Below are 23,313 nucleotides of genomic sequence, written 5' to 3' on the forward strand. Positions count from 1 at the left end.
TGCTCGCCTCCTTACAGACTTGCTTTTTTTGTATGATAGTCTGTTGCTTGCTCAAACGCATGTGCAACGCGGTAAATTGTCGCTTCATCGAAGTGTTTACCAATGATTTGTAGACCAAGTGGCATGTTGTTAGCACCAAATCCACATGGAACTGAAATCGCTGGAACACCCGCTAAGTTTACTGGGATTGTTAAAATGTCATTTGCATACATTGTCATTGGATCGTCAACTTTTTCTCCCACTTTAAATGCCGGAGTTGGTGTTGTTGGTCCAATAATAACATCATAGTTAGCAAATACATTTTCAAAGTCGTTCTTAATTAATGTACGTACTTGTTGTGCTTTTTTGTAATATGCATCATAGTAACCAGAGCTAAGAGCAAATGTACCAAGCATAATACGACGTTTAACTTCATCACCGAAACCTTCACTACGTGTGTTTTTGTAAAGATCTAATAAGTTATTTACATTATCAGAACGAACACCGTAACGCACGCCATCAAAGCGTGAAAGGTTAGCAGATGCTTCAGAAGAAGATAGTAAGTAATACGTTGCTAGAGCGTATTTAGAGTGCGGAAGAGATACTTCCTCCCAAGTTGCGCCCATACCTTCTAATACTTTTAAAGCAGCTAGTACTGACTCACGAGCTTCTTCGCCAACACCTTCGCCTAAGTATTCTTTCGGTACAGCAATGCGTAAACCTTTAACATCGCCTGTTAAACCAGCTAAATAGTTTCCAACTTCAACATTTGCAGAAGTTGCATCCATGCGGTCAATACCTGAAATAGCTTGTAATAAGTATGCATTGTCTTCTACTGTACGTGTAATCGGTCCGATTTGGTCAAGTGAAGATGCGAATGCTACTAATCCGTAACGAGATACGCGTCCGTAAGTTGGTTTTAAACCTACAACACCGCAATATGCAGCTGGCTGACGGATAGAACCACCCGTATCAGAACCTAGAGAGAATAGTACTTCTCCTGCTGCTACAGCTGCTGCAGAACCACCACTAGATCCGCCCGGAACGTAATCTAAGTTCCATGGATTTTTCGTAGCGTAGAATCCTGAGTTTTCATTTGAAGAACCCATTGCGAACTCGTCCATGTTTAATTTACCGATTGTAATTGTGTCAGCAGCTTTTAGCTTTTGCACAACTGTCGCATCATAAATTGGATCGAAGTTTGCTAACATTTTGCTCGCACAAGTTGTACGAAGACCGTTAGTTACAATGTTATCTTTTACACCAATTGGCATACCGAATAATAAACCATTATCTTCAGCACCAATCTTTGCATCTAATTCTTTCGCTTTCGCGCGTGCATTTTCTTCATCTAATGTAAGAAAAGCTTTTACGTTATCTTCAACATCCGCAATACGTTTGTAAGATTCTTCTACTAAATCCGTAACGGAAATTTCTTTGTTGTTTAATTTCTTATGTAACTCTGATACCGAATGATCAAATAATGACATCGAAATTCCCCTCCTCTATTCTAATACTGCTGGAACACGGATTTGATTATCTTTGTGATCCGGTGCATTTTTTAATACTTCTTCGACTGGTAAACCTTTTTCTGCTACATCTTCACGCATAACATTTTTCATCGTTAATACATGAGTTGTTGGTTTTACATCTGTTGTATCTAATTCATTTAACTGTTCTGCAAATGTAACAATTGCATCTAGTTGTTTTTGAAATTTTTCTGCTTCTTGATCAGTAATTGCAAGACGTGCTAAATGTGCTACGTGCTTTACATTCTCAACGGAAATTCTTGACACGGCTAGGCCACCTCCATAATATATCGTTCAATCTACAATACTATTGATGATACCAAATTTTCAGTACTTCAAGCAAGTCAACACAGAGTACTTACGCCATTTTTACATAAAAAAAGAAAGGCAAATGCCTTTCTTTACAATTTACTCTTTATCTAACGGTTTATTTTTTGGGAATCTCTCGTTATCTTCTTCGTTATCACGAATTGTTTTTTGTAACACAAAACAAGACATCGTTAAAAATAATGTTCCAATTAAATAGTATCCTTTTACACTAAGCGTTTCATCTAACGTATAAATCCCAATTAGCATACCTGAAAGCGCACAAACAAATGAAGTCCATGCTAAAAATGTGAACGCTTGCGTATTACGTCTTCTCATCGTTCTCCTCCTCGTTAGCTGTACACCCATTATAGATAAGTATATTTACCATGATGGATTTTTATGTAAATTCTAGTTTTATATTTATAAATCTATCATAAAAGAATACTATTTTAAAGATAGTTTTCTGTCTAATCTGAAAAAACAAACAAAAAATATTGACAATTATTTCTATTCCACATAAAATAAAAACAAATATTACGAACCTCGAAATATACGGGAGTGGAACTAATTGTTGCAATATGAACATTTTTTAGACTTACTGCTAGATAACGCCAAGAAACTTTTCTATCCTGAAGAATGGGTAAGCCTAGATTTAACACTTTCTAAAACAGAAGTATTTTGTTTACTTTGGATGGAACGAAATACAGATATTACAATGACGAAAATTGCTGATCTTCTTGATATACCGATGAGTACAACGACGGGCGTTGTAAATCGCCTTGTAAAAAAGGGATATATTGAGCGCTACCGTGATGAAAACGACCGACGTATTGTATTAATTCGGTTAACAGACAACGGCGTAATGCTCGTTCAAGAAGTAAAACAAAATGCAGCCCATTACTTTAGCTTAGTGACAGAAGCATTGTCAGAAGAAGAAAAAGCATTCTTACTACAAATCTTCCAAAAGATTATGAATCACATTGCTACGTCACAGCAAAAAACAGAAGAAAAAGTTTCTACACCTAAAATGAAAAACATTCCGATTGAATAAAACCCTATCTGGGTTTTTATTCAATCATTTACTTCGACACTCGTAATATTCGACATTCGAAACAAAGGAGATATGAATGATGAGAATTATTTTGTATACAGGTAAAGGCGGCGTAGGAAAAACTAGCATTTCAGCAGCAACAGCAATTCAAAGCGCAAAACAAGGATTAAAAACTTTAGTCATGAGTACAGATCCTGCTCATAGTTTAGGAGATTCATTTGGTATAAAGCTATCTTCTGAGCCATTAGAAATTCGTGAAAATTTGTGGGCACAAGAAATTAATACGATTTATGAGATGGAAAAAGGATGGGGAAAATTACAGAAATATATTACACTACTCTTCACTTCCAAAGCAGCCGATGATATTACAACAGAAGAATTAACGATGTTTCCTGGTATGGAAGATTTAATTAGCTTACTTCGCGTACTCGATTATTATAAACAAAACACATATGATGTTATCATTATTGATTGTGCTCCAACAGGAGAAACATTAGCAATGCTAAGCTTTCCAGACATGCTCGGCTGGTGGATGGAAAAATTGTTTCCTATTAAAAGAAAAGTTTTAAAAGTCGTTCGTCCTGTAGCTCAACCACTCCTTGGTGTCCCTCTTCCAACCGACGATATTATGGACGAATTAACATATACACTTGAACAGCTCGGAGAAATGAGAGATATTTTATCAAACCGAGAAGTAACAAGTATCCGCATCGTTGTAAATCCTGAAAAAATGGTCATTAAAGAAGCTCAGCGTAGCTTTACTTATTTAAATTTATACGATTATAACGTAGATGCCATTATGATTAATCGCGTCATCCCTAACACCGTCACCGATCCTTATTTTCAAGCATGGAAAGATACGCAAAAGAAATATAAAACATTAATTCAAAATAGTTTTGATCCACTTCCTATTTACGAAGCTCCAATGTTTGAACAAGAAGTTGTTGGTTTACCTATGTTAGAGCGTGTAGGAGATGCTTTATTTAAAACTGATCATTGTCCTACTGAAGTGAAATTTAACGGCCGCACACAATATGTAAGAAAAGATGGCGATGATTATATTTTCATTCTTTCTATTCCCTTCTCAAACAAAAGTGAACTTTCATTAAATCAAAAAGGTGATGAGCTAATTATTCGAGCTGGCTCTGTGAAACGAAATATTACATTGCCAAAAACGTTAACACACCTTTCTATTCAAGGAGCAAAATTTGAAGAAGATATACTAAACATTCGGTTTGGAGGTGTAGTGCATGCATGAGGAACTACTACGAAGGGTAATTCGTACAAAAGTAAAAGTCGGGATGCATATATTAGAAGAGCTACCTAATCCAATCCAGCAATCAGCTAAGCAAATATTAAATATTTTGCAAGAGGAGCTAGCTGCTTATCCGAAAGAACGAGAGCATCATGAAAATAATTTAAAAAATATCATAATTGAATAACTATCTGTATAGAGGGCCTTTTTTAGGCTTTCTATACTTTATTGGAGTGATGTAAGTTGATGAAAAAGCATTCCACTACTATACTCTGGATCATTCCCTTATTATTTTTCATTCATAACCTTGAAGAAGCTTTCCAAATGCCACAATACCTTGCTAATCAATTTTCAATCCGCCTTATAACTAGCCAACAATTTTTCATTGCCATTTCCGTATTAACAATCTTTGTATTACTTATCGTCTTTCTATATCAACTTAACTTCTTGTCTTCTATATGCTGGATTATTTTTATACAAGGGGCCATCTTCTTTAACTCTGTTCAACATATTATTTTGTTTTTCATTTATCGCTCCTATAACCCCGGCGTAATATCAGCATTTTTCATTACTCTCTTTTCTATTTTCTTTTTTTCATCAAAAAAACACTTAATTCATCAAAAGCAATTCGTAATTACACTCCTTTTCAGCTTATTTTCTTATCCCATTATAATTTGGATTACCTTACTGTTCGCTAGCTACTTTCATTCATAAAAAAAGACCAGGAAAACTCCTGGTCCATTACTCTACTTAACAAACATTGGATTCTACGTTATACAAAATTGGAAGGTACAGAATTAGGGTTCGTTTGTTAAGTAGATTATATGTTGAACGAACTAACAGCGGAGGGGTTCCTTCTGTTAGTCCATTAAACCCAATCATTATTTTACGATTTTTTCAAGCTCCTCAAGTGAAAGATCAACTGAAATTGAACCATCATTCGTTTCTTTCTTAATTGCATCTGTTACTTCTTTTGAATGATATAATTCAATTACTTTTTTCAGTGTTGGATCATCTTTATCTTTCGTACGAGCTGCGAAAATATTAATATAAGGCTTCGCATTTTCATTCTTTGGATCTTCTAAGAAAATAGGATCCTTCGCTGGATCTAATCCAGCTTGACCAGCAACACCGTTATTAATAACTGATGCCGCTACATCTTTTAACACACGAGGTGTTTGCTGTGCGATAACCGGCGTGATTTTTAACTTCTTCGGATTTTCAGCAATGCCGCTTGGATCTCCAAATAAGCCAAAATCTTTTTTAAGCTTTAATACTCCAGCTGCATCAAGAAGTTTTAATGCACGTGCTTGGTTCGTTGGATCGTTTGGAATTGCAATTTCTGAACCATCTGGAATTTCATTTGCCTTCTTATATTTTTCAGAGTATAAACCCATTGGCGCAATTTGCGTTGTACCAACAGCTGTAATATCTAACTTATGCTCTTTTTTAAATTGCTCTAAGAAAGCAATATGCTGAAATGAGTTTAATTCAATATCTCCATCAGCTAAAGCTTTATTTGGAGTTGTATAATCAGAGAACTCCACCAGTTTAATCTTAATCCCTTCTTTTTCAGCTTTTTTCTTCAAAATTTCCCAAGCGTCTCCATCCGTTCCAGTTACACCGACGCGAATTACTTTTTCTTTCGCTCCTGCACCCGTGTCTCCACTTGAGCAGCCACTTAATGCTGAGACTCCTACAATTGCTGATAATGCAAATGCTAAAATTTTCTTCATTTTCTTTTCCTCTTTTCCTTTTTATGATCTGCGTAACAAGACTTTCGCAAAGTAGTTTCCTAAATTTTGAGCTATCTGCACGAGAATAATAAGTAAAACAACCGTTACGAACATAACTGATGTATCAAAACGTTGATAACCATATGTCATTGCCAAGTCACCAAGACCGCCACCACCGACAAGCCCAGCAACTGCAGAAAATTCAATTAAACCAACTGTCATAAATGTGACACCTAAGATTAATGGTGCTAACGCTTCTGGTACAAGGATTTCAAAAACGATTCTAATTGGCGAGGCGCCCATTGCTTGCGCTGCTTCAATTACTCCTTTCGGAACGGAAACAAGATTTGTTTCAACCATTCTAGCAATACCAATTGATGCGACTAACGTCATCGGGAAAATTGCTGCTGCTGTTCCAATCGTCGTTCCAATAACGCTTCTTGTTAGTGGGCTTAAAGCTACTAAAAAGATAATGAATGGTACCGGACGAATTGTATTAATTATGATGTTAAGAATAGAAAAGACCCATTTATTTTCTAAAAAGTTTCCTTTTCTCGTTACATATAAAAGTAAACCTATAGGTATACCCAGAATTGTAGCGAATATAAGGGTTACAATTACCATTAAGAGGGTATCCCCCGTCGCATCTAGTATGCGCGGCCAAAATATACTCCAATCAACTCGCATGAGCTTCTACCTCCTTCAGCTGCACTTGCAGTCTTAGATGTTGTAATGCTTTTTGAATTTCCCTCTGCTCACCTTGCAATTCTACAAGCAGATTTCCAAATAGCACATTTTGAAGTTCAATAATATTTCCGTACAGTACATTTACATCAACGTTATAGTTTTTTGCGATATATGATAGTACCGGCTGTCCTGTCTCCTCACCAGTAAATGTTAGACGATAAATTTGACCACCATTTTGAATTTTCGCTAGAACACTTTCTGGTAAATGATCATTAATAACAGAACGTACAAAGTTTTGAGTCGTCTTTGTTTTTGGTTGTGTGAAAACGTCAAACAGTTTTCCTTCTTCAATAACTTTTCCCTTCTCCATTACAGCTACACGGTGGCAAATTTCTTTCACAACATGCATTTCGTGTGTAATAAGAAGAATCGTTAAATTGTATTCTCGATTTACTTTCTTTAATAAGTTTAGAATTTCTGTCGTTGTTTCTGGATCTAAAGCTGATGTTGCCTCATCACATATAAGAATATCTGGCGATGTCGCAAGTGCTCTAGCAATGCCAACTCGCTGCTTTTGTCCCCCTGATAACTGCTCTGGATAATAGTTTGCTTTATCTTCTAACCCTACAAACTTCAGCAGTTCATTCACTCGTTCTTTTATCTCGTTCTTTGGCAATTTCGCTAACTTTAATGGATAAGCAATATTCCCAAACACTGTTCTTGAATTAAATAAATTAAAGCTTTGAAAAATCATTCCGATTCTTTGTCTTAGTTTGCGTAATTCTTTCGTCGATAATGATGTAATATCTTTATCATCTATTGAAATCGTTCCTGCCGTTGGTCTCTCTAACATATTTACTAAGCGTAATAATGTACTCTTTCCAGCGCCACTAAAACCGATAATGCCAAAAATTTCGCCTTTCTCAACTGATAATGTTACATCCTCCACCGCATGAACAGATTGCCCAGCTGATTCATACACTTTACTTACATTGTTAAAAGAAATCATTTTTCCCCCTCCTATATGCTGTAAAAACTTAAAGTAGAGCTTTCGAGGTAAAATAAAAAGTGCTCTCCTTCTTATCAACCATAAAGATAAGAAGGAGAGCACTTATATGTACTCGTTCACATCTTCTCATCTTCCAAGCCTTTATATGGCTTGCTGGAGTTAGCACGGTATTAAAAAACCCGTTGCTGAGGTATCGTAGGGCCAGTCCCTCCACCTCTCTGGATAAGAATGTATCGATTTAATTGTCGTTTAATTAATTCTCATTATAGAACTCAGAATAATAAGAGTCAATATATTTTTTAGAAAAATATTAATTATTCCTTTATTAAAATTTTCAGATGAAAATTCATAAGAAAATAGTAACTTTCAAAGTTATGTAAAATTCTTCTTCCTCATATTTTTAAACAGGAGAATCCTCTCTACGAATTGAATAAATTTATTTGAATATGAAACTCGGAGGAAGATAAATATATGAAAACAGCTCTTTTACTCGTCGATATTCAAAACGATTATTTTCCAAATGGAAAGATGGAATTGCGTAATCCAGTAGAAGCAAGCGAATATGCTAATCAGTTATTACAACACTTTAGAACAAACAGCGAACCTATTTTTCATATCCAACACGTAGCTATAAAAGATGACGCTACTTTTTTCCTACCTAATACAGAAGGTGTACATATTCATGAGAAGGTCCGTCCACTTAGAGAAGAAACAGTTATACTCAAACATTATCCAAATAGCTTCCGAGAAACTAATCTTCTAGAGCAATTACAGCGTTTAGACATTGAACATGTCGTCGTATGCGGGATGATGACTCATATGTGTATTGATGCTACAGTAAGGGCTGCATTTGATTTTGGATTTCAATGTACCGTTATACACGATGCTTGTGCTACAAAAGACCTTTCTTTTAAGAACGCTACTATACCAGCTGTTTATATTCACAATACAATTTTAGCTAGTTTAAATGGCGTATATGCAAATGTAATAAGCACGAAAGAATTTTTAGCTACATAAAAAAACACTCCTTTCAGTGAGCAAAACCGAAAAGAGTGTTCCTTGTCGAACCATAGATTTTCTTTCAAATTGTATTATACAGGAAATTCTCAAAATGAATACTAAAAAATATGACTAATAAGTCAACTTTTCTCATCATTTTATTTCTGTTCACATGTTTATCCCGCTATTAATAGGTTTTAGCTCATCCCCTTCGAACGAAGGTAATATATGGGATTTCAATTTTAAAAGGAGCTCTTCACATTTTGTGAAGAGCTCCTCTACTATTTCTTATAAAGTTTCAGAAGTAGTTTTTGCTTGCATGTGAAGTGCTAAGTAGTCAGGTCCACCAGCTTTAGAGTCTGTACCAGACATGTTAAAGCCACCGAATGGTTGGTAACCTACGATTGCACCAGTACATCCACGGTTGAAGTATAAGTTACCAACGTGGAATTCTTCACGTGCTTTTTCAATATGGTCACGGTTGTTAGTAACAACAGCACCTGTTAAACCGTATTCTGTATTGTTTGCAATTGCAAGCGCATGATCAAAGTCTTTTGCTTTACAGAATGCTACTACTGGTCCGAAGATTTCTTCTTTCATTAAGCGAGCATCTTCTGCAACGTCAGCAACGATTGTCGGTTGGATGAACCAGCCTTTAGAATCGTCCCCTTCGCCACCTGCTAGAATTCTACCTTCTTCTTTACCAATTGCAACATAGCTCATTACTTTATCGAATGCAGCTTGGTCATTAACAGGCCCCATGTTTGTACCTAATACTGCTGGGTTAGCAACTGTTAATTCTTTTGTTAATTCAACAGCACGATTTAATACATGATCATATACATCTTCATGGATTACTGCACGAGAACATGCAGAACATTTTTGTCCTGAGAATCCGAATGCTGATGCAACGATAGACTTAGCTGCTAATTCAAGATCTGCTTCTTTATCAACAACGATTGTATCTTTACCGCCCATTTCAGCGATAACGCGTTTTAACCAAATTTGGCCTGGGTTTACTTTCGCTGCACGCTCATAGATACGGATACCTACATCACGAGATCCCGTGAAGCTTACGAAACGTGTACGAGGATGATCTACTAAGTAGTCACCAACTTCAGAACCGTTACCTGGAACGAAGTTTACTACGCCAGCTGGTAAGCCAGCTTCTTCTAATACTTCCATAAATTTCGCCGCTACTACAGGAGTTGTACTAGCTGGTTTTAGTAATACTGTGTTACCAGAAACTAAAGCAGCTGTTGTCATACCTGCCATAATTGCGAATGGGAAGTTCCAAGGAGAAATGATAACACCTACTCCTAATGGAATGTAAGAGAAACGATTATATTCAATTGGACGGCTTTCTACTGGAATACCGTCTTTTAATTTTAACATTTGACGACCATAATATTCCATAAAGTCGATTGCTTCTGCTGTATCAGCATCTGCCTCATTCCATGGCTTACCTGCTTCTTTTACAAGAATAGCAGAGAATTCATGTTTTCTGCGACGAACGATTGCTGCAGCACGGAATAAAATGTCTGCACGCATTTCTGGCTTTGATTTTCTCCAAGTTTGGAATGTTTCATCCGCTACTTGCATTGCTTTTTCAGCTAACTCACGGCTTGCTTTTGAAACACGACCAACAAGTTCCTCTTTATTTGCAGGGTTTACAGAAACAATTTTGTCTTCTGTAGTGATTTTTTCTCCCCCAATAATTAATGGATAGTCTTGTCCAAGATAAGATTCTACTTTCTTTAAACCTTCTTCAAACGCTAATTTGTTAGCCTCCACTGAAAAATCTGTAAATGGCTCATGTTTGTATGCTACTACCATTTTTTTTAGCCTCCCCTTAGAAAAACGTTTACATTTTACAACATTATTCTACACGATAATTTAGATTTATTCAAATATTCCTAGACTTATATTTTAAAAATTAATAAATTTTTAAAATATAATAAAAAAAAGAGATTCATACATGCGTATGAATCTACAAAATATGAGTATATTCCAAAACATTTTTTCCGATCAATAATATAGTAACTAATAAAAATAAAGTTCTTACATATCCAACGCCTTTTTGAACCGCAAACTTCGATCCCAAATAAGCACCTAAGATCATTGATAATCCCATGATAATACCGTATTCAAAATGAATTATGTCTAAAAATAAAAAAGTAATTAAAGATACAATATTACTAACAAAGTTCAAAAGTTTTCCAGATGCTGCCGCTTGAATAAAATCCAAACCAATTAATAAAAATGCAAAAATTAAAAATGACCCTGTCCCTGGTCCAAAAAATCCATCATAAAATCCTATCATTAAAATAACAAAGAAAAATATTAATGTTTTTCTTTGCGTCATCTTCTTATAGGTAGACACACTTCCCCAATTCTTTTTTGCAATAATATAAATAGCAATAAATACCAACATTACAAGTACTAATGGGCGTAAAATATCCGATGGAATAAATTTTACTACTAAAGCACCTGCAACAGCTCCAACAATAGTTAACGGGATTAACTTTCCTACAATTTTAAAATCAACTTTTCCTGATCGAATGAAATACATCGCACTCGTAAACGTCCCCATTGTTGCCGCTAATTTATTCGTTGCAATTGCCGAAGCCGGCGATAAGCCAACAAACATAAGCGCAGGAAGCGAAATTAACCCTCCTCCTCCAACAATGGAATCAATAAAAGCTGCTAAAAAACCGAATGCAATTAATAAAATAATGACTTGAAAACTTAATTCTTCCATGAACTTTACCCCTTACCCCTATTATTTACAACATTTTAAATTATAACAAAATTACATAAGAAAAAAAGCTGTTCCATAGAGGAACAGCCTTCATATTTAATCTAAAATTTTCACAAGTGGTTCATCTTGTTTTGCTTCACGTATAATAATAGCTTCTGGGCGTTCTACAGATTTAATCGTGACTTGTACTTTCATATAATTCGGGAAGTATTCCATAACAAGCCCTGCCACATATTGTGTAAAACCAATTATTTCAGCTTTTCCATTAAACTGGACAGGAATATCAAGCTTCATTTCTCTTAATTCATCATCTCTATACATACCAGTACCAATAACAGCTGTATAGTCACCTTGGAAATAATCGCTTAGTTTTGCCTTAAAGTTGGATACTCTTGCAAGATCTTCACGTTTATTATCTGTTTTCGCTTGCTCTGATGGGAACAAATAATATTTCTCATTAATTTGTTTCCAATCTTCAACCGTTTCACTACCTTTTTCTACATTTGCATAAGAAACAAAATTACCTGGCACGAGCGAAGACTTTGGAGTTTGACGATAAATCGCAAATGTTATCGGAATATTTTTTGTATCAGGTTGTTTTTGATGTATGACTTTCAAAATTTCTTGCGCCATTTTTTTCCCTTCAGCTAACATCTTTTCATCCGGGATTGCAGCTTCACGTGGATAACCATGCTCTTCGTTAAAATATTGAACAGAATTCATCGCTAATCCAACTACCATACCAACACGTTCCTCACCATTATCGCCTTTTTTCACATAATAATCATGCTCTAAAATATTTGAAATATATATTGGATTTTTTTTATTTTTCACTTCTAGTGATTCGGATCCCGTTCCTAATGCAGGGTTTAATCCTATATTAGGAAATTTAACTGCATCTTTTTTTAATTTGTCTTCTAGTTCCTTTTGTTCAGCATCTGTACGTTTTCTTTTAACAAGCATCTGTATCACTTGAGTATCTAGAGCACTTCCGCCTTTTAAAAAATTATCTTTCGTATTAAATGATTCTTTTGCAATTCGCATTAATCCTGTTTCAAATTCATCTATATCAAGACGACTATTTAGCCCTTGTACCACTAAACCACGTGCATTTCCACCATCAAATGGAATAGTCGTCTTATAATATTCATCCGAAATAGCGTATTTTGGAACAACTGATTGTTCCTTTGCTTTCCCCGATTTCTCAGCCACTTTTTCATCTTTGTCGGCACCTGCACTACACCCACTTACAAGTAGGCCCAGGCTTAATATCGCTAATGCTATTTTTTTCATGGTAAGTTTGCACCTCTTACTTATTTAGCTCTTGTAAGAACCTCTCTTCATTCCAAACCTCAACATTATGTTTCTCCGCTTGTGCTAATTTCGAACCAGCTGCTTCACCTGCAACAACCAAATCCGTACTCTTACTAACACTTCCTGTTACTTTTCCACCTAATGCCTCAATCTTCTTCTTCGCTTCACTTCGTCCCATAACTTCTAGCTTACCTGTTAAAACAACCGTTTTTCCTGCGAAGTAAGATTCAACATTTTGTAAATCTGCAATTTTTATACCTTTGTATGTCATATTCACGCCATACTCTTTAAACTGCTGTAATAACTCTAATACATCTTCATTATCAAAATATGTCACAACAGATTGAGCCATTTTTTCGCCAATTTCATTAATTGCTTTTAGTTCTTCTTCTGTTGCTTTTACAAGCTCATCCATCGTTTCAAAGTGCTCTGCAAATGTACGTGCTGCTTTCGCTCCAACGTGGCGAATTCCAAGACCAAATAATAATCGCTCTAGCGAGTTTTCTTTAGAATTTTCAATTGCTTGTATTAAGTTTGTTGCTGATTTTTCACCAAAACGTTCTAACTGTAATAATTGCTCTTTCGTCAATGCATATAAATCAGCAAATGTACGAATATAATCTGCATCAAAAAGTTGTGTAATGACACGTTCTCCAAGTCCATCAATATTCATCGCATTTCTTGAAACGAAATGGATTAATCCCTCTCGAATTTGAGCCGGACAAGTCGGATTTATACATCGAAGTGCTACTTCTTCTTCTAAACGAACAAGTTCACTCTCACATGCTGGACAATGCGTTGGCATGCGGTATTCTTCTTCTTCACCAGTACGCTTATCAAAAATAACGTTCACAACTTCAGGAATAATATCTCCAGCCTTCTTCACAACAACGTAGTCACCAATTCGAATGTCTTTTTCACGAATTAAATCTTCGTTATGTAGAGAAGCACGGCGAACAATCGTACCAGCAACTCTCACTGGCTCTAGCTCTGCAGTCGGTGTTACAACCCCTGTTCGGCCAACACTTAATTCAATGCCTGTTAATCTCGTTACAACTTCTTCAGCTGGGAATTTATAAGCAATCGCCCATCTTGGACTCTTCGCTGTAGTTCCTAGACTTTCTTGAAGAGCAACATCATCTACTTTTATAACGATTCCATCAATCTCATAATCAAGATGCGGACGTTTTTCTTGCCATTCTTCTACATAAGCTATAACCTCTTCGATTGTTTCACATGTACGGCGATTTGGATTTGTCTTAAATCCGAGTTCACCTAAGAAATCAAGCGATTCACTGTGCGATGGAATTGTTTTTTCTTCTACATTCGCAAGACCATACACAAACATAGATAAGTTACGCTTTGCTGCAATTTTTGGATCAAGTTGACGTATTGAACCTGCTGCTGCATTACGCGGATTCGCAAATACATCTTCTCCATTTTGCTCTTTTTCTTCATTTAGTTTAACGAATGAACGCTTCGGCATATAAGCTTCGCCTCGTGCTTCTAACGTTACTTCTTCATTTAAACGAAGTGGGATAGCTTTAATCGTTTTTAAATTTTGAGTAATATCTTCACCCGTTACACCATCACCACGTGTCGCCCCTTGAATGAAGCGTCCTTTTTCATAATGAAGCGAAACGGCAAGCCCGTCAATTTTTAATTCACATATATATCTTACATTCGCATCATCAATTCCTTGACGTACTCTTCTGTCGAAATCACGTAAATCACCTTCGTTAAATGCATTTCCTAAACTTAACATCGGTGACTTATGTGTTACTTTTTCAAATATATCAAGAATAGTTCCCCCAACGCGAACGGAGGGAGAATCTTCACTCATAAACTCTTGGTTCTCTGCTTCTAATTTTATAAGCTCCTGCATATCACGGTCATATTCCGCATCAGAAACAGAAGGATTGTCTAATACGTGATATTGATAATTAAATGTATTTAACAAATCACGCAGTTCTTCTATACGTTTTTTTGCTATCTCTTTTGACATATCCTCATTCCTTTCTATTGTTTCGTCACAGGTGCAAATTTTGCTAACAAACGTTTAACACCAATCGGGCTTGGGAACGCAATATCTAATTCTTTTGCATCACCTTCACCTTTTACACTTACAACTGTACCGATTCCCCATTTTTGGTGGGAAGCTTTATCGCCTACTGCCCAGCCAATTTGCTCACCGCCTGTCGTCTTAGCTGCAGGACGCGCGAAAGCTGAACGAGAGCGTGTTGCGGTTGTCGTTGTCATTTTACTACTACTTGCTGTTCTGCCTTTTGCACCAAACGAATTTTCACGCTTCGGCGCTGTTTCATTTAATGATTCCACTAGTTCTGCCGGGATTTCTGTAATGAAGCGAGACGCAGCGTTCATACTTGTTCTACCAAATAAAGTACGCATTTGCGCATTAGATAAATATAGCTCTTCTTCTGCACGAGTAATACCTACATAAGCAAGACGACGTTCTTCTTGCATTTCATCCTCTTCCATTAGAGAACGAGTATGAGGGAATATCCCTTCCTCTAAACCAACAATAAAGACAACCGGGAACTCTAATCCTTTCGCTGAGTGCATCGTCATTAAAATAACTTCTTCACCAGCAGTTGGGTCTTCATCTACACGATCAATATCAGCAACAAGTGCTAAATCTGTTAAGAATGCAACAAGGCTCTTATCTTCACTTTGAGATTCAAATGTTTGCGTAACAGATAAGAACTCGTCTAAGTTTTCTAAACGACCTTCCGCTTCTAAAGAACGCTCATTTTTCAACATATCGCGATAGCCTGTTTTTTCAATAACTTCTTCTACTAATTCTGTAACAGATAAATACTCTTGCATATTTACCCAGTTGTGTAATAAACTTGCGAATTCTTTTACTGCCTTTGTAATTTTTGCACTTACTCCAACATGCTCTATCTCATCAAATACAGCAGTTAATGAAATTCCGTTTTGCACACCGTAATTAATAATTTTATCGATAGACGTCGCACCAATACCACGCTTTGGCATGTTAATAATACGTGCAAAACTAATTTCATCATCTGGATTACCGATTAAACGTAAGTACGCCAAAATATCTTTAATCTCTTTACGGTCGTAGAACTTAGTTCCCCCAACAATTTTGTACGGAATGTTAGATTTAAGGAAAACCTCCTCGACCATACGAGACTGAGCATTCGTACGATATAGCACTGCAAAATCAGTGTATTTTCGTTTCCCCATTTGAAGATCGTCACGAATTTTTTTCGCAACAAAATATGCTTCGTCCTTTTCAGTTGCAGCACGATAATACGAGATTTTACTTCCAACTTGATTGTCTGTCCATAATTTCTTCGGTTTACGATTCGTATTTTTTTCAATAACAGCATTCGCTGCATTTAAAATATTTTGTGATGAACGATAGTTTTGTTCTAACAAAATTACCTGTGCATTCTCATAGTCTTTTTCAAATGACAAAATGTTAGAAATATCTGCACCACGCCAGCGATAAATAGACTGGTCAGAGTCACCTACAACGCAAAGATTTTTAAAACGTGCTGCCAAATGTTTAACAAGAAGATATTGCGCTTTGTTCGTATCTTGATACTCATCAACATGAATATATTGGAACTTACGCTGATAAAACTCTAATACTTCTGGAACACGTTCAAATAGCTGAATCGTCGTCATAATTAAATCATCAAAGTCTAATGAATTATTTTTCAAAAGACGTTTTTGATACTCTGTGTATACATCGCTCGTTAATTTTTCATATGGATCAGCCATTGTAATTTTTTTTGCATATTTATCCGCAGATAACAGTTCATTTTTCGCATTACTAATACCCGCTAAAATAGAGCGCGGCTCAAATTTCTTCGGATCAATATTGCGCTCTTTCATAATTTTTTTGACTACAGTTAGCTGATCACCTGAATCTAAGATTGTAAAGTTACGATTAATACCAATACGATCGATATCGCGTCGTAAAATACGTACACACATAGAGTGGAACGTCGAAATCCAAATATCTTCTGCTTCTGGTCCCACAAGTTTATCAATACGCTCGCGCATTTCACGAGCTGCTTTATTTGTGAAGGTAATAGCTAGTACATTCCATGGTGCTACACCTTTTTCACCAAGCAAATACGCAATACGGTGTGTTAACACGCGTGTCTTACCACTACCTGCACCTGCCATTAGTAGAAGTGGTCCATTCGTTGTTTGTACTGCTTTTTGTTGCTGTGGATTTAAACCGTTTAATAACTTATCTGTCATACCCATATACGCCTGCACCTACTCTCCTTTTACTGCTTTAACTGTTTTTAATGCGGATTTTATATCATCATAAATAATATTTCCAACGACTACTGTATCAGCATACTGTGCCATTTCTTTCGCCTGTTCTGCATTAGAAATACCACCGCCATAATATAACTTGGCTTGTTTCAATTCTGCTTTTACATTTTTAACAAGTTCAACATCTCCATACGTACCGCTATATTCTAAATAAAATATCGGTAAATGTAATAACTTGTCCGCTAAACGCGCATATGCAATAACGTCATCTTCTGTTAAATCACATTTTGCATCTGTAAGCTGGGCTACTTTCGCTTCGGGATTTAAAACACAATACCCTTCCATAAAAATTTCGTCCCAGTCCATAATATCCCCAAATTCTTTCAATGCCTCATGATGAACACCTGTTACCCATTCTACTTTTCGGCTATTTAAAACACTTGGGATGTAATAAAAATCAAATCCTGGTGTAATTGCTTCTACATCAGAAACCTCTAATACACAAGGAACTGCATATCTACGAATGCTAACTAGCATGTGTAATACGTTATCAATTGTAACTCCATCACTTCCGCCTACAATAACAGCATCCGTTCCAGACTCACAAATCATTTCTAAATATTCATCGCTTAACTCCTTATTTGGATCAAGCTTAAATACATGTTTCCATCCGGAAATATCGTACATGAAAACACCCTTCCTTTTCTCTAGTTATATCTATAGTTCTGTTTAAAATAACAGTTAGTTTTTATCTTGTTTTTTTTAAATAGCTATTAAATATTTTTCAAAAAGAAGGATTTAATTTCACCTTCTTTTTATGCATTCTTTCATTATAACAAAAAAAGCTACTGACACACACGCCGATTCCAACATCTTTTTCAACGTCAAATGTTGGATTACATATCCCAAAAATCACACGGGATACTAATAAGAGAAGTAGTATTTACTATTTCAATTTTCATAAAAAGGAGTGTTTTTCTAATGAAGCAAAACATCGGGACAATAAACGCTCTAATTCGAATTACACTTGGGCTTGTCCTCTTCGGATGTAGTGCAACTAAACTTGTACGCAAGCCGTGGTGCACTTGGGCTAACATTTTTCTATGGATTGGTGCAATGAAAGTTGCAGAGGGAATTGTTCGCTTCTGCCCTATTGTTGAAGCGTGGAAATTTGGAAAATACATGAATATGGGCGCATTTAAAATGCCTGGCATGAATTTTGCTGAACAAGGACATGCTAAAGAAGAAGTGAATCAAACTTCCGCTCATGACAAGCCAAAGTCAAAGGGAAGTTATGACGCTTCTGACAAAGAGATTGAGTCAGCGATTGAAGAAATAATCCTGGCAAAACCGCTTTGAATCATTTGTCACGATGCAAGATGCTCTCAAAGAGACTTAGCTGCTGCAGTGGGCGGTTAAGTCTTCTTTATTTTACCATAAAAACAGAACGTACATTCCCTTTTTAAAATTAAAATGTACATAAAAGATATCAATCAATAAATTTCAGAAAATTAGGTGCATATCTCTTGCTTAAAATGATATAAAAGTGATATCATTTTTATATCAGGAGGCGATCATATGAAAGAAAAACAAGTATTTTATGTAAATGGTTTTCTCGGTATTATTGGAATTTTGATTTTAGCTGCTATCGGTGTATTTTTCCTTGCACAAGAAATTTTCGTAGGAGCAGCACTAACTATTATATTAGCGGCAATTCTCGCTACAGGTATCGGTATTGTTCAACCGAATCAAGCGAAAGTTATTACGTTCTTTGGTAATTATTTAGGAACAATTCGTCAAAACGGTTTATTTTTAACAATTCCATTCGCATTCCGTCAAACTGTATCGTTACGTGTTGAAAACTTTAATAGTAAGAAATTAAAAGTAAACGATGTTGAGGGAAATCCAATTGAAATTGCAGCTGTTATTGTATATAAAGTAGTTGATTCTGCAAAAGCAATGTTCGGTGTTGAACATTACGATCGATTTGTAGAAATTCAAAGTGAAACAGCAATCCGCCACGTCGCAACAAAATATCCTTATGACAATTTCCAAGATGAAACTTGCATTACGTTACGCGGGAATACTGAAGAAATCTCTGAAGAATTAAAGCGTGAGTTAGAAGCGCGCCTTGAAATCGCTGGCGTAGAAGTATTAGAAACTCGTTTAACACATTTAGCTTATGCAACAGAAATTGCCCATGCGATGCTACAACGTCAACAAGCAAAAGCGGTATTAGCTGCTAGAAAAGAGATTGTTGAAGGTGCTGTGAAGATGGCGAAGGATTCAATCCATATGTTAGATGAGGAAGGCGTACTTGAATTAGATGACGAGCGTAAAGCGAATATGGTAAACAACCTATTAGTTGCCATCGTTTCAGATAAAGGTGCGCAACCAGTTATTAATACAGGAAGCCTATACTAAGGGCTATAAGTAATTATGGCTAAAAAGAAAAGCTTTCCATTACGTATTGATCCTGAATTACACGCAGTCATCGAAAAATGGGCGAATGATGAGTTTCGTAGCGTCAATGCACACATCGAGTATTTACTTCGAGAAATGGCAAAGCAAAAAGGAAAATTGAAGAAAGATAAAGATGCATGAACAAACAGCCCACTGAATTTTCAGCGGGCTGTTTTTATACAAAGCAAGTCATCAATAAACTTGCTTAACGCTGCTGTTCTCACACTATCTTTCCGATAAATAAAATAAGTCGGAATAAACCTGTTTTCATGTACTAACGGTGTATGAATAAGTTCTTTATGGCTATCAAATTGCTCTGCTACTTCACGTGGTAACATAGACACCCCAAGTCCAGCTTTTACGCATCCAATAATACCGTCTAAAGAATTTAATTCCATTATTTTTTTTGGAACAATCCCTTCAGATAGTAACCATTCTTCTAAAACTTTTCTATAAAAACAACCTGATTGAAAAACGATAAAAGACTGCGATTCCGAACATCCGTTATCCCACAAAACATTCCGCTTTGAAAGTAACATCATTTCCTCTTGGAATACTTCTATCTTTTCTAAAGCTGGATCATCTATACAATCAGCTACAAATGCCCCCTCTATTTCATATAAAAGTACCTTCTTCGTTAATTCTTCCGTATTGTGCGTTTGCAACATAATTTCCACTTCTGGATAGCGCATATGATAATTAGCTAAAATCGTGGGCAATCTAACAGCTGCTGCTGTTTCCATCGCTCCAATTTTCAATACTCCTCCAGGCTCCGCTGTATGTTTCACTTGCCTTTTTGATTCATTTAATAATTGAATCATTTTTTCAGCGTATGTTAACAACTTTTCTCCGGCTGGTGTTAATGTAACTCCATCTCGATGCCTATAAAATAATTGTGTTTCATATTCAGCTTCTAGCCGTTTTATTTTTGCTGTTATGTTTGATTGAACAAAATTCAACCGAATAGCTGCTCTTGAAATACTTTTCTCCTGCGCGACCATATAAAAAGCTACAAAATCTTGTAAGTTCATTCGTTCATATCCCTTCGTTCATATCATTAATTTTGATATTACATATAAAAAATCAGTATTTTACGCCCCATATATATTCCTCTATCATATATATTAGAAGATATTTCAAGAAGGGAGATTATATGAACGAGACAAAAACATGGAAAATGATTATAGCTGGGATATGTTCTTTAATAGCTGTCATGGGTATTAGTCGGTTCGCCTACACACCGATTATTTCTTTTATGGAAAAGCAAGCCCATATAGAAGATGACCTCGCTGGATATTTAGCATCCAGTAATTATCTTGGTTATTTACTTGGGGCATTCTTTATTGGATTCATTACGATAAAAAATCGTGAAAAAATATTACACCTCTGCTTATTCTTCAATGTTCTTTCAACTCTTTGTATGGGCTTAACCTCTTATATCTTTTTATGGTTTCCCCTTCGCTTTATCGGTGGTTTCACAAGTGCAATTGTATTTGTTCTTGCCTCTAGTATTGTTTTAGATTATTTATTTCAAAGTAATAAAGTCATGCTAGGTGGCATGATTTATAGCGGTGTTGGAATTGGCATTATTTTCTCTGGAAGTTTCGCACCTTTATTCAACTCAATTTGGAATTGGCAAGGTGCATGGATTGGGTTAGGACTTATTAGTTTTAGTTTAGCTATCCTTGTATGGAAATGGTTAAGAGAGGACAGTAGACGTACTATACAGCAACCAAAAAGTACTATACAAGCTACATCTCATAGAAAAAACTATTTATTTTGGCTTATTTTAGCTTACGGATTCGAAGGGTTTGGCTATATCATTACAGGGACCTTCCTTGTCACCATTGTAGAAAGAATTACACTATCACCCTTCTATGCATCTTGTAGCTGGATTATTGTCGGTATTGCTGTCATCCCATCTAGTTACATTTGGTCCACTGTTGCTCGGAAGTACGGACCAACACGAGCTCTTACATCCGCCTATATGTTACAAATTATAAGTGTACTTTCTCCACTCCTTATTCCAAACCTTTTTGGGGCATTTCTAAGTGCATTCCTTCTAGGTGCTACATTCGTCGGAATTACAATTTTAACAACTACAGAAGCAAAACGAATAAGACCGAATGAAAGTAATAAAATCATTGGTTATACGACAGGTGTTTATGGGATTGGCCAAATTATCGGTCCAATCTTTACAGGTATTATTGCAGAGCAAATGCAAAGTTTTTCCCTCCCACTCCTTGTCGCTGCTCTTACGTTAATTATCTCAATACTGCTATTATTAATTGGAGAAATAAGATGTAAGCAGGTAGAGAAAAAGTGTATATAGATACAAATAGTTTATAATCTCTTGAAAAGATTCAACGTACTATACTCTATTTCCTATAAAAAAGAAGCTAACATATGTTAGCTTCGCGTAATCTCATGCCCAATCGCACGATATCCTATATCACTACGATAAAATAAGCCATCGCTTTCAATCTTTGCGATTTCTTTATACACTCTATCTTTCGCTTCTTGTAAGTCTTTCGCTTTATAAGCAATAAATAGTACACGGCCACCATTTGTTACAAAATCCCCATGCTTCATCGCTGTACCTGAATGAAAGACAATAGCATCTTCTAAACGATCTAATCCTGTAATAATTTCACCTTTTTTATACACTTCTGGATATCCTTTTGAAGCAAGTACAACACCAATTACTGCTTCCTCTGACCACTCTAACACTAACTCACTTTCATCTAATACAGCGTTACATACATCAACTAAATCATTTTCTAAGCGAGGTAATACAACTTCTGTTTCAGGATCACCAAAGCGTGCATTAAATTCAATTACCTTTGGACCGTCATTTGTTAAAATAAGCCCTGCATATAAAATCCCTGTAAACAATCGATTTTCTTGGATCATTGCTTGAGCAGTTGGATGTAATACGGTTTGAATCGCTTCTTGAACTGCTGATTCTGGAATTTGTGGTACTGGAGAATATGCACCCATTCCGCCTGTATTTGGGCCTTTATCAGCATCAAAAGCTCGTTTATGGTCCTGAGCGATTACCATCGGATGTACAGTTGTTCCATTTACAAATGCCATTAATGAAAATTCTTGTCCATCTAAAAACTCTTCAATAACAACCTTCTTACTTGCCGCGCCGAACTTCACATCTTGTAGCATTTCTTTCACAGCTTGTAATGCCTCTTCAAGCGTCATTGCTACCGTTACCCCTTTACCAGCAGCTAATCCGTCAGCTTTAATAACAATTGGTGCACCAACTTTTTGAATGTACTGTACTGCCTCTTCATAATCTGTAAAAGTTTCGTACGCCGCAGTTGGAATATCATACTTTTTCATAAGCTCTTTTGTAAAAGCTTTACTACCTTCAATAACAGCAGCCGCTTTATTCGGACCAAATACGCGAAGTCCCTCTTCTTTAAAACGATCAACAATTCCATTCATAAGTGGAATTTCTGGTCCAACGAAAGTTAATTCCACATTATTCTCTTTGGCAAATAAAACTAATGCATCAAAATCATTTTCATCAATATCAACTGGTATTGCAACATCTCGCATACCTTCATTACCTGGTGCTACATATACCTTTTTCACTTTTGCAGATTGTGCAAACTTCCAAGCTAAAGCGTGCTCACGCCCACCGCGGCCGATTACTAAAACATTCATATTTCATCCCCCAATAATTAAATAAGTACAAACTAGAAGCTATGCTCCTAGTTTGCTTTTTCATATCAATAAAAGGTTATCTCGACCAGACTTTTTAAACATCCATATCAATAAAGGTTTAAAAAGGAGGATTAAGAGAACCGAGCAGGTCTAGGCGCATTTGCCAGGAGGACACGGAGTGTAGCTTTCCTACATGAGTACCGCACTGGCATTGCAACGACGACATGCGAAGGTTATCTTGACCGGACTTTTTAAA

The 23,313-nt window shown here is 36.1% G+C and carries 23 protein-coding genes and 1 riboswitch; of the genes, 9 read left to right on the forward strand and 14 right to left on the reverse strand.

Features of this window, described 5'->3' with window-relative positions; all coding sequences use genetic code 11:
- Nucleotides 1-11: 11 nt before the first annotated feature.
- From gatA to RT27_RS21955, 3 genes are all read right to left on the reverse strand, one after another.
- A complete protein-coding gene (gatA, locus tag RT27_RS21945) occupies nt 12-1,469 on the reverse strand; it encodes an Asp-tRNA(Asn)/Glu-tRNA(Gln) amidotransferase subunit GatA (protein ID WP_000051441.1) in 1,458 nt (485 codons plus the stop codon).
- A 15-nt stretch (nt 1,470-1,484) separates the two neighbouring features.
- Nucleotides 1,485-1,775, reverse strand: coding sequence for an Asp-tRNA(Asn)/Glu-tRNA(Gln) amidotransferase subunit GatC (gene gatC, locus RT27_RS21950; protein ID WP_016083721.1), 291 nt, complete (start codon nt 1,773-1,775; stop codon nt 1,485-1,487).
- A gap of 141 nt (nt 1,776-1,916) precedes the next feature.
- Nucleotides 1,917-2,153: a YiaA/YiaB family inner membrane protein gene (locus RT27_RS21955; RefSeq protein WP_001254393.1), complete on the reverse strand. Its 237-nt coding sequence runs from the start codon at nt 2,151-2,153 to the stop codon at nt 1,917-1,919.
- A gap of 232 nt (nt 2,154-2,385) precedes the next feature.
- Here RT27_RS21955 and RT27_RS21960 point away from each other — a divergent pair, with 232 nt between their 5' ends.
- From RT27_RS21960 to RT27_RS33940, 4 genes are all read left to right on the forward strand, one after another.
- On the forward strand, nt 2,386-2,868 hold the full coding sequence (locus tag RT27_RS21960) for a MarR family transcriptional regulator (RefSeq protein ID WP_029441474.1): 483 nt from the start codon (nt 2,386-2,388) through the stop codon (nt 2,866-2,868).
- 76 nt (nt 2,869-2,944) lie between these two features.
- Complete coding sequence (locus tag RT27_RS21965) at nt 2,945-4,126, forward strand: ArsA family ATPase (protein ID WP_082044933.1); 1,182 nt, start codon at nt 2,945-2,947, stop codon at nt 4,124-4,126.
- Nucleotides 4,119-4,310 (forward strand): DUF3926 domain-containing protein, encoded by a 192-nt coding sequence (locus RT27_RS21970; RefSeq protein WP_000544108.1) that lies wholly within the window; start codon nt 4,119-4,121, stop codon nt 4,308-4,310. The genes RT27_RS21965 and RT27_RS21970 overlap by 8 nt, the downstream gene beginning before the upstream one ends.
- 59 nt (nt 4,311-4,369) lie before the next feature.
- The gene (locus tag RT27_RS33940; protein WP_142397217.1) at nt 4,370-4,837 is read left to right on the forward strand and encodes an HXXEE domain-containing protein; all 468 of its coding nucleotides are present in this window, start codon (nt 4,370-4,372) and stop codon (nt 4,835-4,837) included.
- 167 nt (nt 4,838-5,004) lie between these two features.
- Here the strand turns inward: RT27_RS33940 and RT27_RS21975 are convergent, their stop codons facing one another.
- From RT27_RS21975 to RT27_RS21985, 3 genes are read right to left on the reverse strand one after another with little or no spacing between them, the layout of a single operon-like run.
- Nucleotides 5,005-5,859 carry a MetQ/NlpA family ABC transporter substrate-binding protein gene (locus RT27_RS21975; RefSeq protein ID WP_029441472.1) on the reverse strand — a complete coding sequence of 285 codons (855 nt, stop codon included), beginning with the start codon at nt 5,857-5,859 and terminating at the stop codon, nt 5,005-5,007.
- A 21-nt stretch (nt 5,860-5,880) separates the two neighbouring features.
- Nucleotides 5,881-6,546 (reverse strand): methionine ABC transporter permease, encoded by a 666-nt coding sequence (locus RT27_RS21980; RefSeq protein ID WP_043937505.1) that lies wholly within the window; start codon nt 6,544-6,546, stop codon nt 5,881-5,883.
- On the reverse strand, nt 6,536-7,555 hold the full coding sequence (locus tag RT27_RS21985) for a methionine ABC transporter ATP-binding protein (protein WP_029441471.1): 1,020 nt from the start codon (nt 7,553-7,555) through the stop codon (nt 6,536-6,538). The genes RT27_RS21980 and RT27_RS21985 overlap by 11 nt, the downstream gene beginning before the upstream one ends.
- Nucleotides 7,556-7,678: 123 nt before the next feature.
- Nucleotides 7,679-7,784: riboswitch (SAM riboswitch) on the reverse strand.
- Between the two features lie 242 nt (nt 7,785-8,026).
- On the opposite strand from RT27_RS21985, the gene RT27_RS21990 reads away from it, so the two are divergent.
- Entirely contained in the window at nt 8,027-8,572 is a 546-nt protein-coding gene (locus tag RT27_RS21990) for a cysteine hydrolase family protein (RefSeq protein WP_016083727.1), read from the forward strand.
- Between the two features lie 270 nt (nt 8,573-8,842).
- Here RT27_RS21990 and pruA read toward each other — a convergent pair whose 3' ends face one another.
- From pruA to RT27_RS22020, 6 genes are all read right to left on the reverse strand, one after another.
- Complete coding sequence (pruA, locus tag RT27_RS21995) at nt 8,843-10,390, reverse strand: L-glutamate gamma-semialdehyde dehydrogenase (RefSeq protein WP_000259556.1); 1,548 nt, start codon at nt 10,388-10,390, stop codon at nt 8,843-8,845.
- Between the two features lie 154 nt (nt 10,391-10,544).
- Complete coding sequence (locus RT27_RS22000) at nt 10,545-11,315, reverse strand: TSUP family transporter (protein WP_043937507.1); 771 nt, start codon at nt 11,313-11,315, stop codon at nt 10,545-10,547.
- A gap of 96 nt (nt 11,316-11,411) precedes the next feature.
- Nucleotides 11,412-12,608 carry a CamS family sex pheromone protein gene (locus RT27_RS22005; RefSeq protein ID WP_016083728.1) on the reverse strand — a complete coding sequence of 399 codons (1,197 nt, stop codon included), beginning with the start codon at nt 12,606-12,608 and terminating at the stop codon, nt 11,412-11,414.
- 16 nt (nt 12,609-12,624) lie between these two features.
- Nucleotides 12,625-14,634, reverse strand: coding sequence for an NAD-dependent DNA ligase LigA (gene ligA, locus RT27_RS22010; protein ID WP_016083729.1), 2,010 nt, complete (start codon nt 14,632-14,634; stop codon nt 12,625-12,627).
- A gap of 14 nt (nt 14,635-14,648) precedes the next feature.
- On the reverse strand, nt 14,649-16,898 hold the full coding sequence (gene pcrA / locus RT27_RS22015; protein WP_043937510.1) for a DNA helicase PcrA: 2,250 nt from the start codon (nt 16,896-16,898) through the stop codon (nt 14,649-14,651).
- Nucleotides 16,899-16,910: 12 nt separating this feature from the next.
- A complete protein-coding gene (locus RT27_RS22020; RefSeq protein ID WP_000272109.1) occupies nt 16,911-17,600 on the reverse strand; it encodes a heptaprenylglyceryl phosphate synthase in 690 nt (229 codons plus the stop codon).
- A 294-nt stretch (nt 17,601-17,894) separates the two neighbouring features.
- Here RT27_RS22020 and RT27_RS22025 point away from each other — a divergent pair, with 294 nt between their 5' ends.
- From RT27_RS22025 to RT27_RS22035, 3 genes are all read left to right on the forward strand, one after another.
- Nucleotides 17,895-18,272 (forward strand): DUF2892 domain-containing protein, encoded by a 378-nt coding sequence (locus RT27_RS22025; RefSeq protein ID WP_016083731.1) that lies wholly within the window; start codon nt 17,895-17,897, stop codon nt 18,270-18,272.
- Between the two features lie 219 nt (nt 18,273-18,491).
- Nucleotides 18,492-19,337, forward strand: coding sequence for an SPFH domain-containing protein (locus tag RT27_RS22030; protein ID WP_000660675.1), 846 nt, complete (start codon nt 18,492-18,494; stop codon nt 19,335-19,337).
- 15 nt (nt 19,338-19,352) lie between these two features.
- Nucleotides 19,353-19,517, forward strand: coding sequence for a toxin-antitoxin system HicB family antitoxin (locus RT27_RS22035; RefSeq protein ID WP_001085171.1), 165 nt, complete (start codon nt 19,353-19,355; stop codon nt 19,515-19,517).
- 20 nt (nt 19,518-19,537) lie between these two features.
- Here the strand turns inward: RT27_RS22035 and RT27_RS22040 are convergent, their stop codons facing one another.
- Nucleotides 19,538-20,407: a LysR family transcriptional regulator gene (locus tag RT27_RS22040; RefSeq protein ID WP_029441469.1), complete on the reverse strand. Its 870-nt coding sequence runs from the start codon at nt 20,405-20,407 to the stop codon at nt 19,538-19,540.
- Nucleotides 20,408-20,529: 122 nt separating this feature from the next.
- Here RT27_RS22040 and RT27_RS22045 point away from each other — a divergent pair, with 122 nt between their 5' ends.
- On the forward strand, nt 20,530-21,708 hold the full coding sequence (locus RT27_RS22045) for a YbfB/YjiJ family MFS transporter (protein WP_029441468.1): 1,179 nt from the start codon (nt 20,530-20,532) through the stop codon (nt 21,706-21,708).
- 77 nt (nt 21,709-21,785) lie between these two features.
- On the opposite strand, the gene purD is transcribed toward RT27_RS22045, so the two are convergent.
- On the reverse strand, nt 21,786-23,057 hold the full coding sequence (gene purD / locus RT27_RS22050; protein WP_029441467.1) for a phosphoribosylamine--glycine ligase: 1,272 nt from the start codon (nt 23,055-23,057) through the stop codon (nt 21,786-21,788).
- Between the last annotated feature and the right edge of the window lie 256 nt (nt 23,058-23,313).

It is taken from the genome of Bacillus sp. L_1B0_5, assembly GCF_000836715.1.
GTDB lineage: Bacteria > Bacillota > Bacilli > Bacillales > Bacillaceae_G > Bacillus_A > Bacillus_A thuringiensis_S.

Excerpts from the sequence above, each read along its gene's own strand:
- gatA (WP_000051441.1), bottom strand. The coding sequence starts at position 1,469 with ATGTCATTATTTGATCATTCGGTATCAGAGTTACATAAGAAATTAAAC.
- RT27_RS21955 (WP_001254393.1), bottom strand. The coding sequence starts at position 2,153 with ATGAGAAGACGTAATACGCAAGCGTTCACATTTTTAGCATGGACTTCA.
- RT27_RS21965 (WP_082044933.1), top strand. The coding sequence starts at position 2,945 with ATGATGAGAATTATTTTGTATACAGGTAAAGGCGGCGTAGGAAAAACT.
- RT27_RS21970 (WP_000544108.1), top strand. The coding sequence starts at position 4,119 with ATGCATGAGGAACTACTACGAAGGGTAATTCGTACAAAAGTAAAAGTC.
- RT27_RS33940 (WP_142397217.1), top strand. The coding sequence starts at position 4,370 with ATGAAAAAGCATTCCACTACTATACTCTGGATCATTCCCTTATTATTT.
- RT27_RS21975 (WP_029441472.1), bottom strand. The coding sequence starts at position 5,859 with ATGAAGAAAATTTTAGCATTTGCATTATCAGCAATTGTAGGAGTCTCA.
- RT27_RS21980 (WP_043937505.1), bottom strand. The coding sequence starts at position 6,546 with ATGCGAGTTGATTGGAGTATATTTTGGCCGCGCATACTAGATGCGACG.
- RT27_RS21985 (WP_029441471.1), bottom strand. The coding sequence starts at position 7,555 with ATGATTTCTTTTAACAATGTAAGTAAAGTGTATGAATCAGCTGGGCAA.
- RT27_RS21990 (WP_016083727.1), top strand. The coding sequence starts at position 8,027 with ATGAAAACAGCTCTTTTACTCGTCGATATTCAAAACGATTATTTTCCA.
- pruA (WP_000259556.1), bottom strand. The coding sequence starts at position 10,390 with ATGGTAGTAGCATACAAACATGAGCCATTTACAGATTTTTCAGTGGAG.
- RT27_RS22000 (WP_043937507.1), bottom strand. The coding sequence starts at position 11,315 with ATGGAAGAATTAAGTTTTCAAGTCATTATTTTATTAATTGCATTCGGT.
- RT27_RS22005 (WP_016083728.1), bottom strand. The coding sequence starts at position 12,608 with ATGAAAAAAATAGCATTAGCGATATTAAGCCTGGGCCTACTTGTAAGT.
- ligA (WP_016083729.1), bottom strand. The coding sequence starts at position 14,634 with ATGTCAAAAGAGATAGCAAAAAAACGTATAGAAGAACTGCGTGATTTG.
- pcrA (WP_043937510.1), bottom strand. The coding sequence starts at position 16,898 with ATGGGTATGACAGATAAGTTATTAAACGGTTTAAATCCACAGCAACAA.
- RT27_RS22020 (WP_000272109.1), bottom strand. The coding sequence starts at position 17,600 with ATGTACGATATTTCCGGATGGAAACATGTATTTAAGCTTGATCCAAAT.
- RT27_RS22025 (WP_016083731.1), top strand. The coding sequence starts at position 17,895 with ATGAAGCAAAACATCGGGACAATAAACGCTCTAATTCGAATTACACTT.
- RT27_RS22030 (WP_000660675.1), top strand. The coding sequence starts at position 18,492 with ATGAAAGAAAAACAAGTATTTTATGTAAATGGTTTTCTCGGTATTATT.
- RT27_RS22035 (WP_001085171.1), top strand. The coding sequence starts at position 19,353 with ATGGCTAAAAAGAAAAGCTTTCCATTACGTATTGATCCTGAATTACAC.
- RT27_RS22040 (WP_029441469.1), bottom strand. The coding sequence starts at position 20,407 with ATGAACTTACAAGATTTTGTAGCTTTTTATATGGTCGCGCAGGAGAAA.
- RT27_RS22045 (WP_029441468.1), top strand. The coding sequence starts at position 20,530 with ATGAACGAGACAAAAACATGGAAAATGATTATAGCTGGGATATGTTCT.
- purD (WP_029441467.1), bottom strand. The coding sequence starts at position 23,057 with ATGAATGTTTTAGTAATCGGCCGCGGTGGGCGTGAGCACGCTTTAGCT.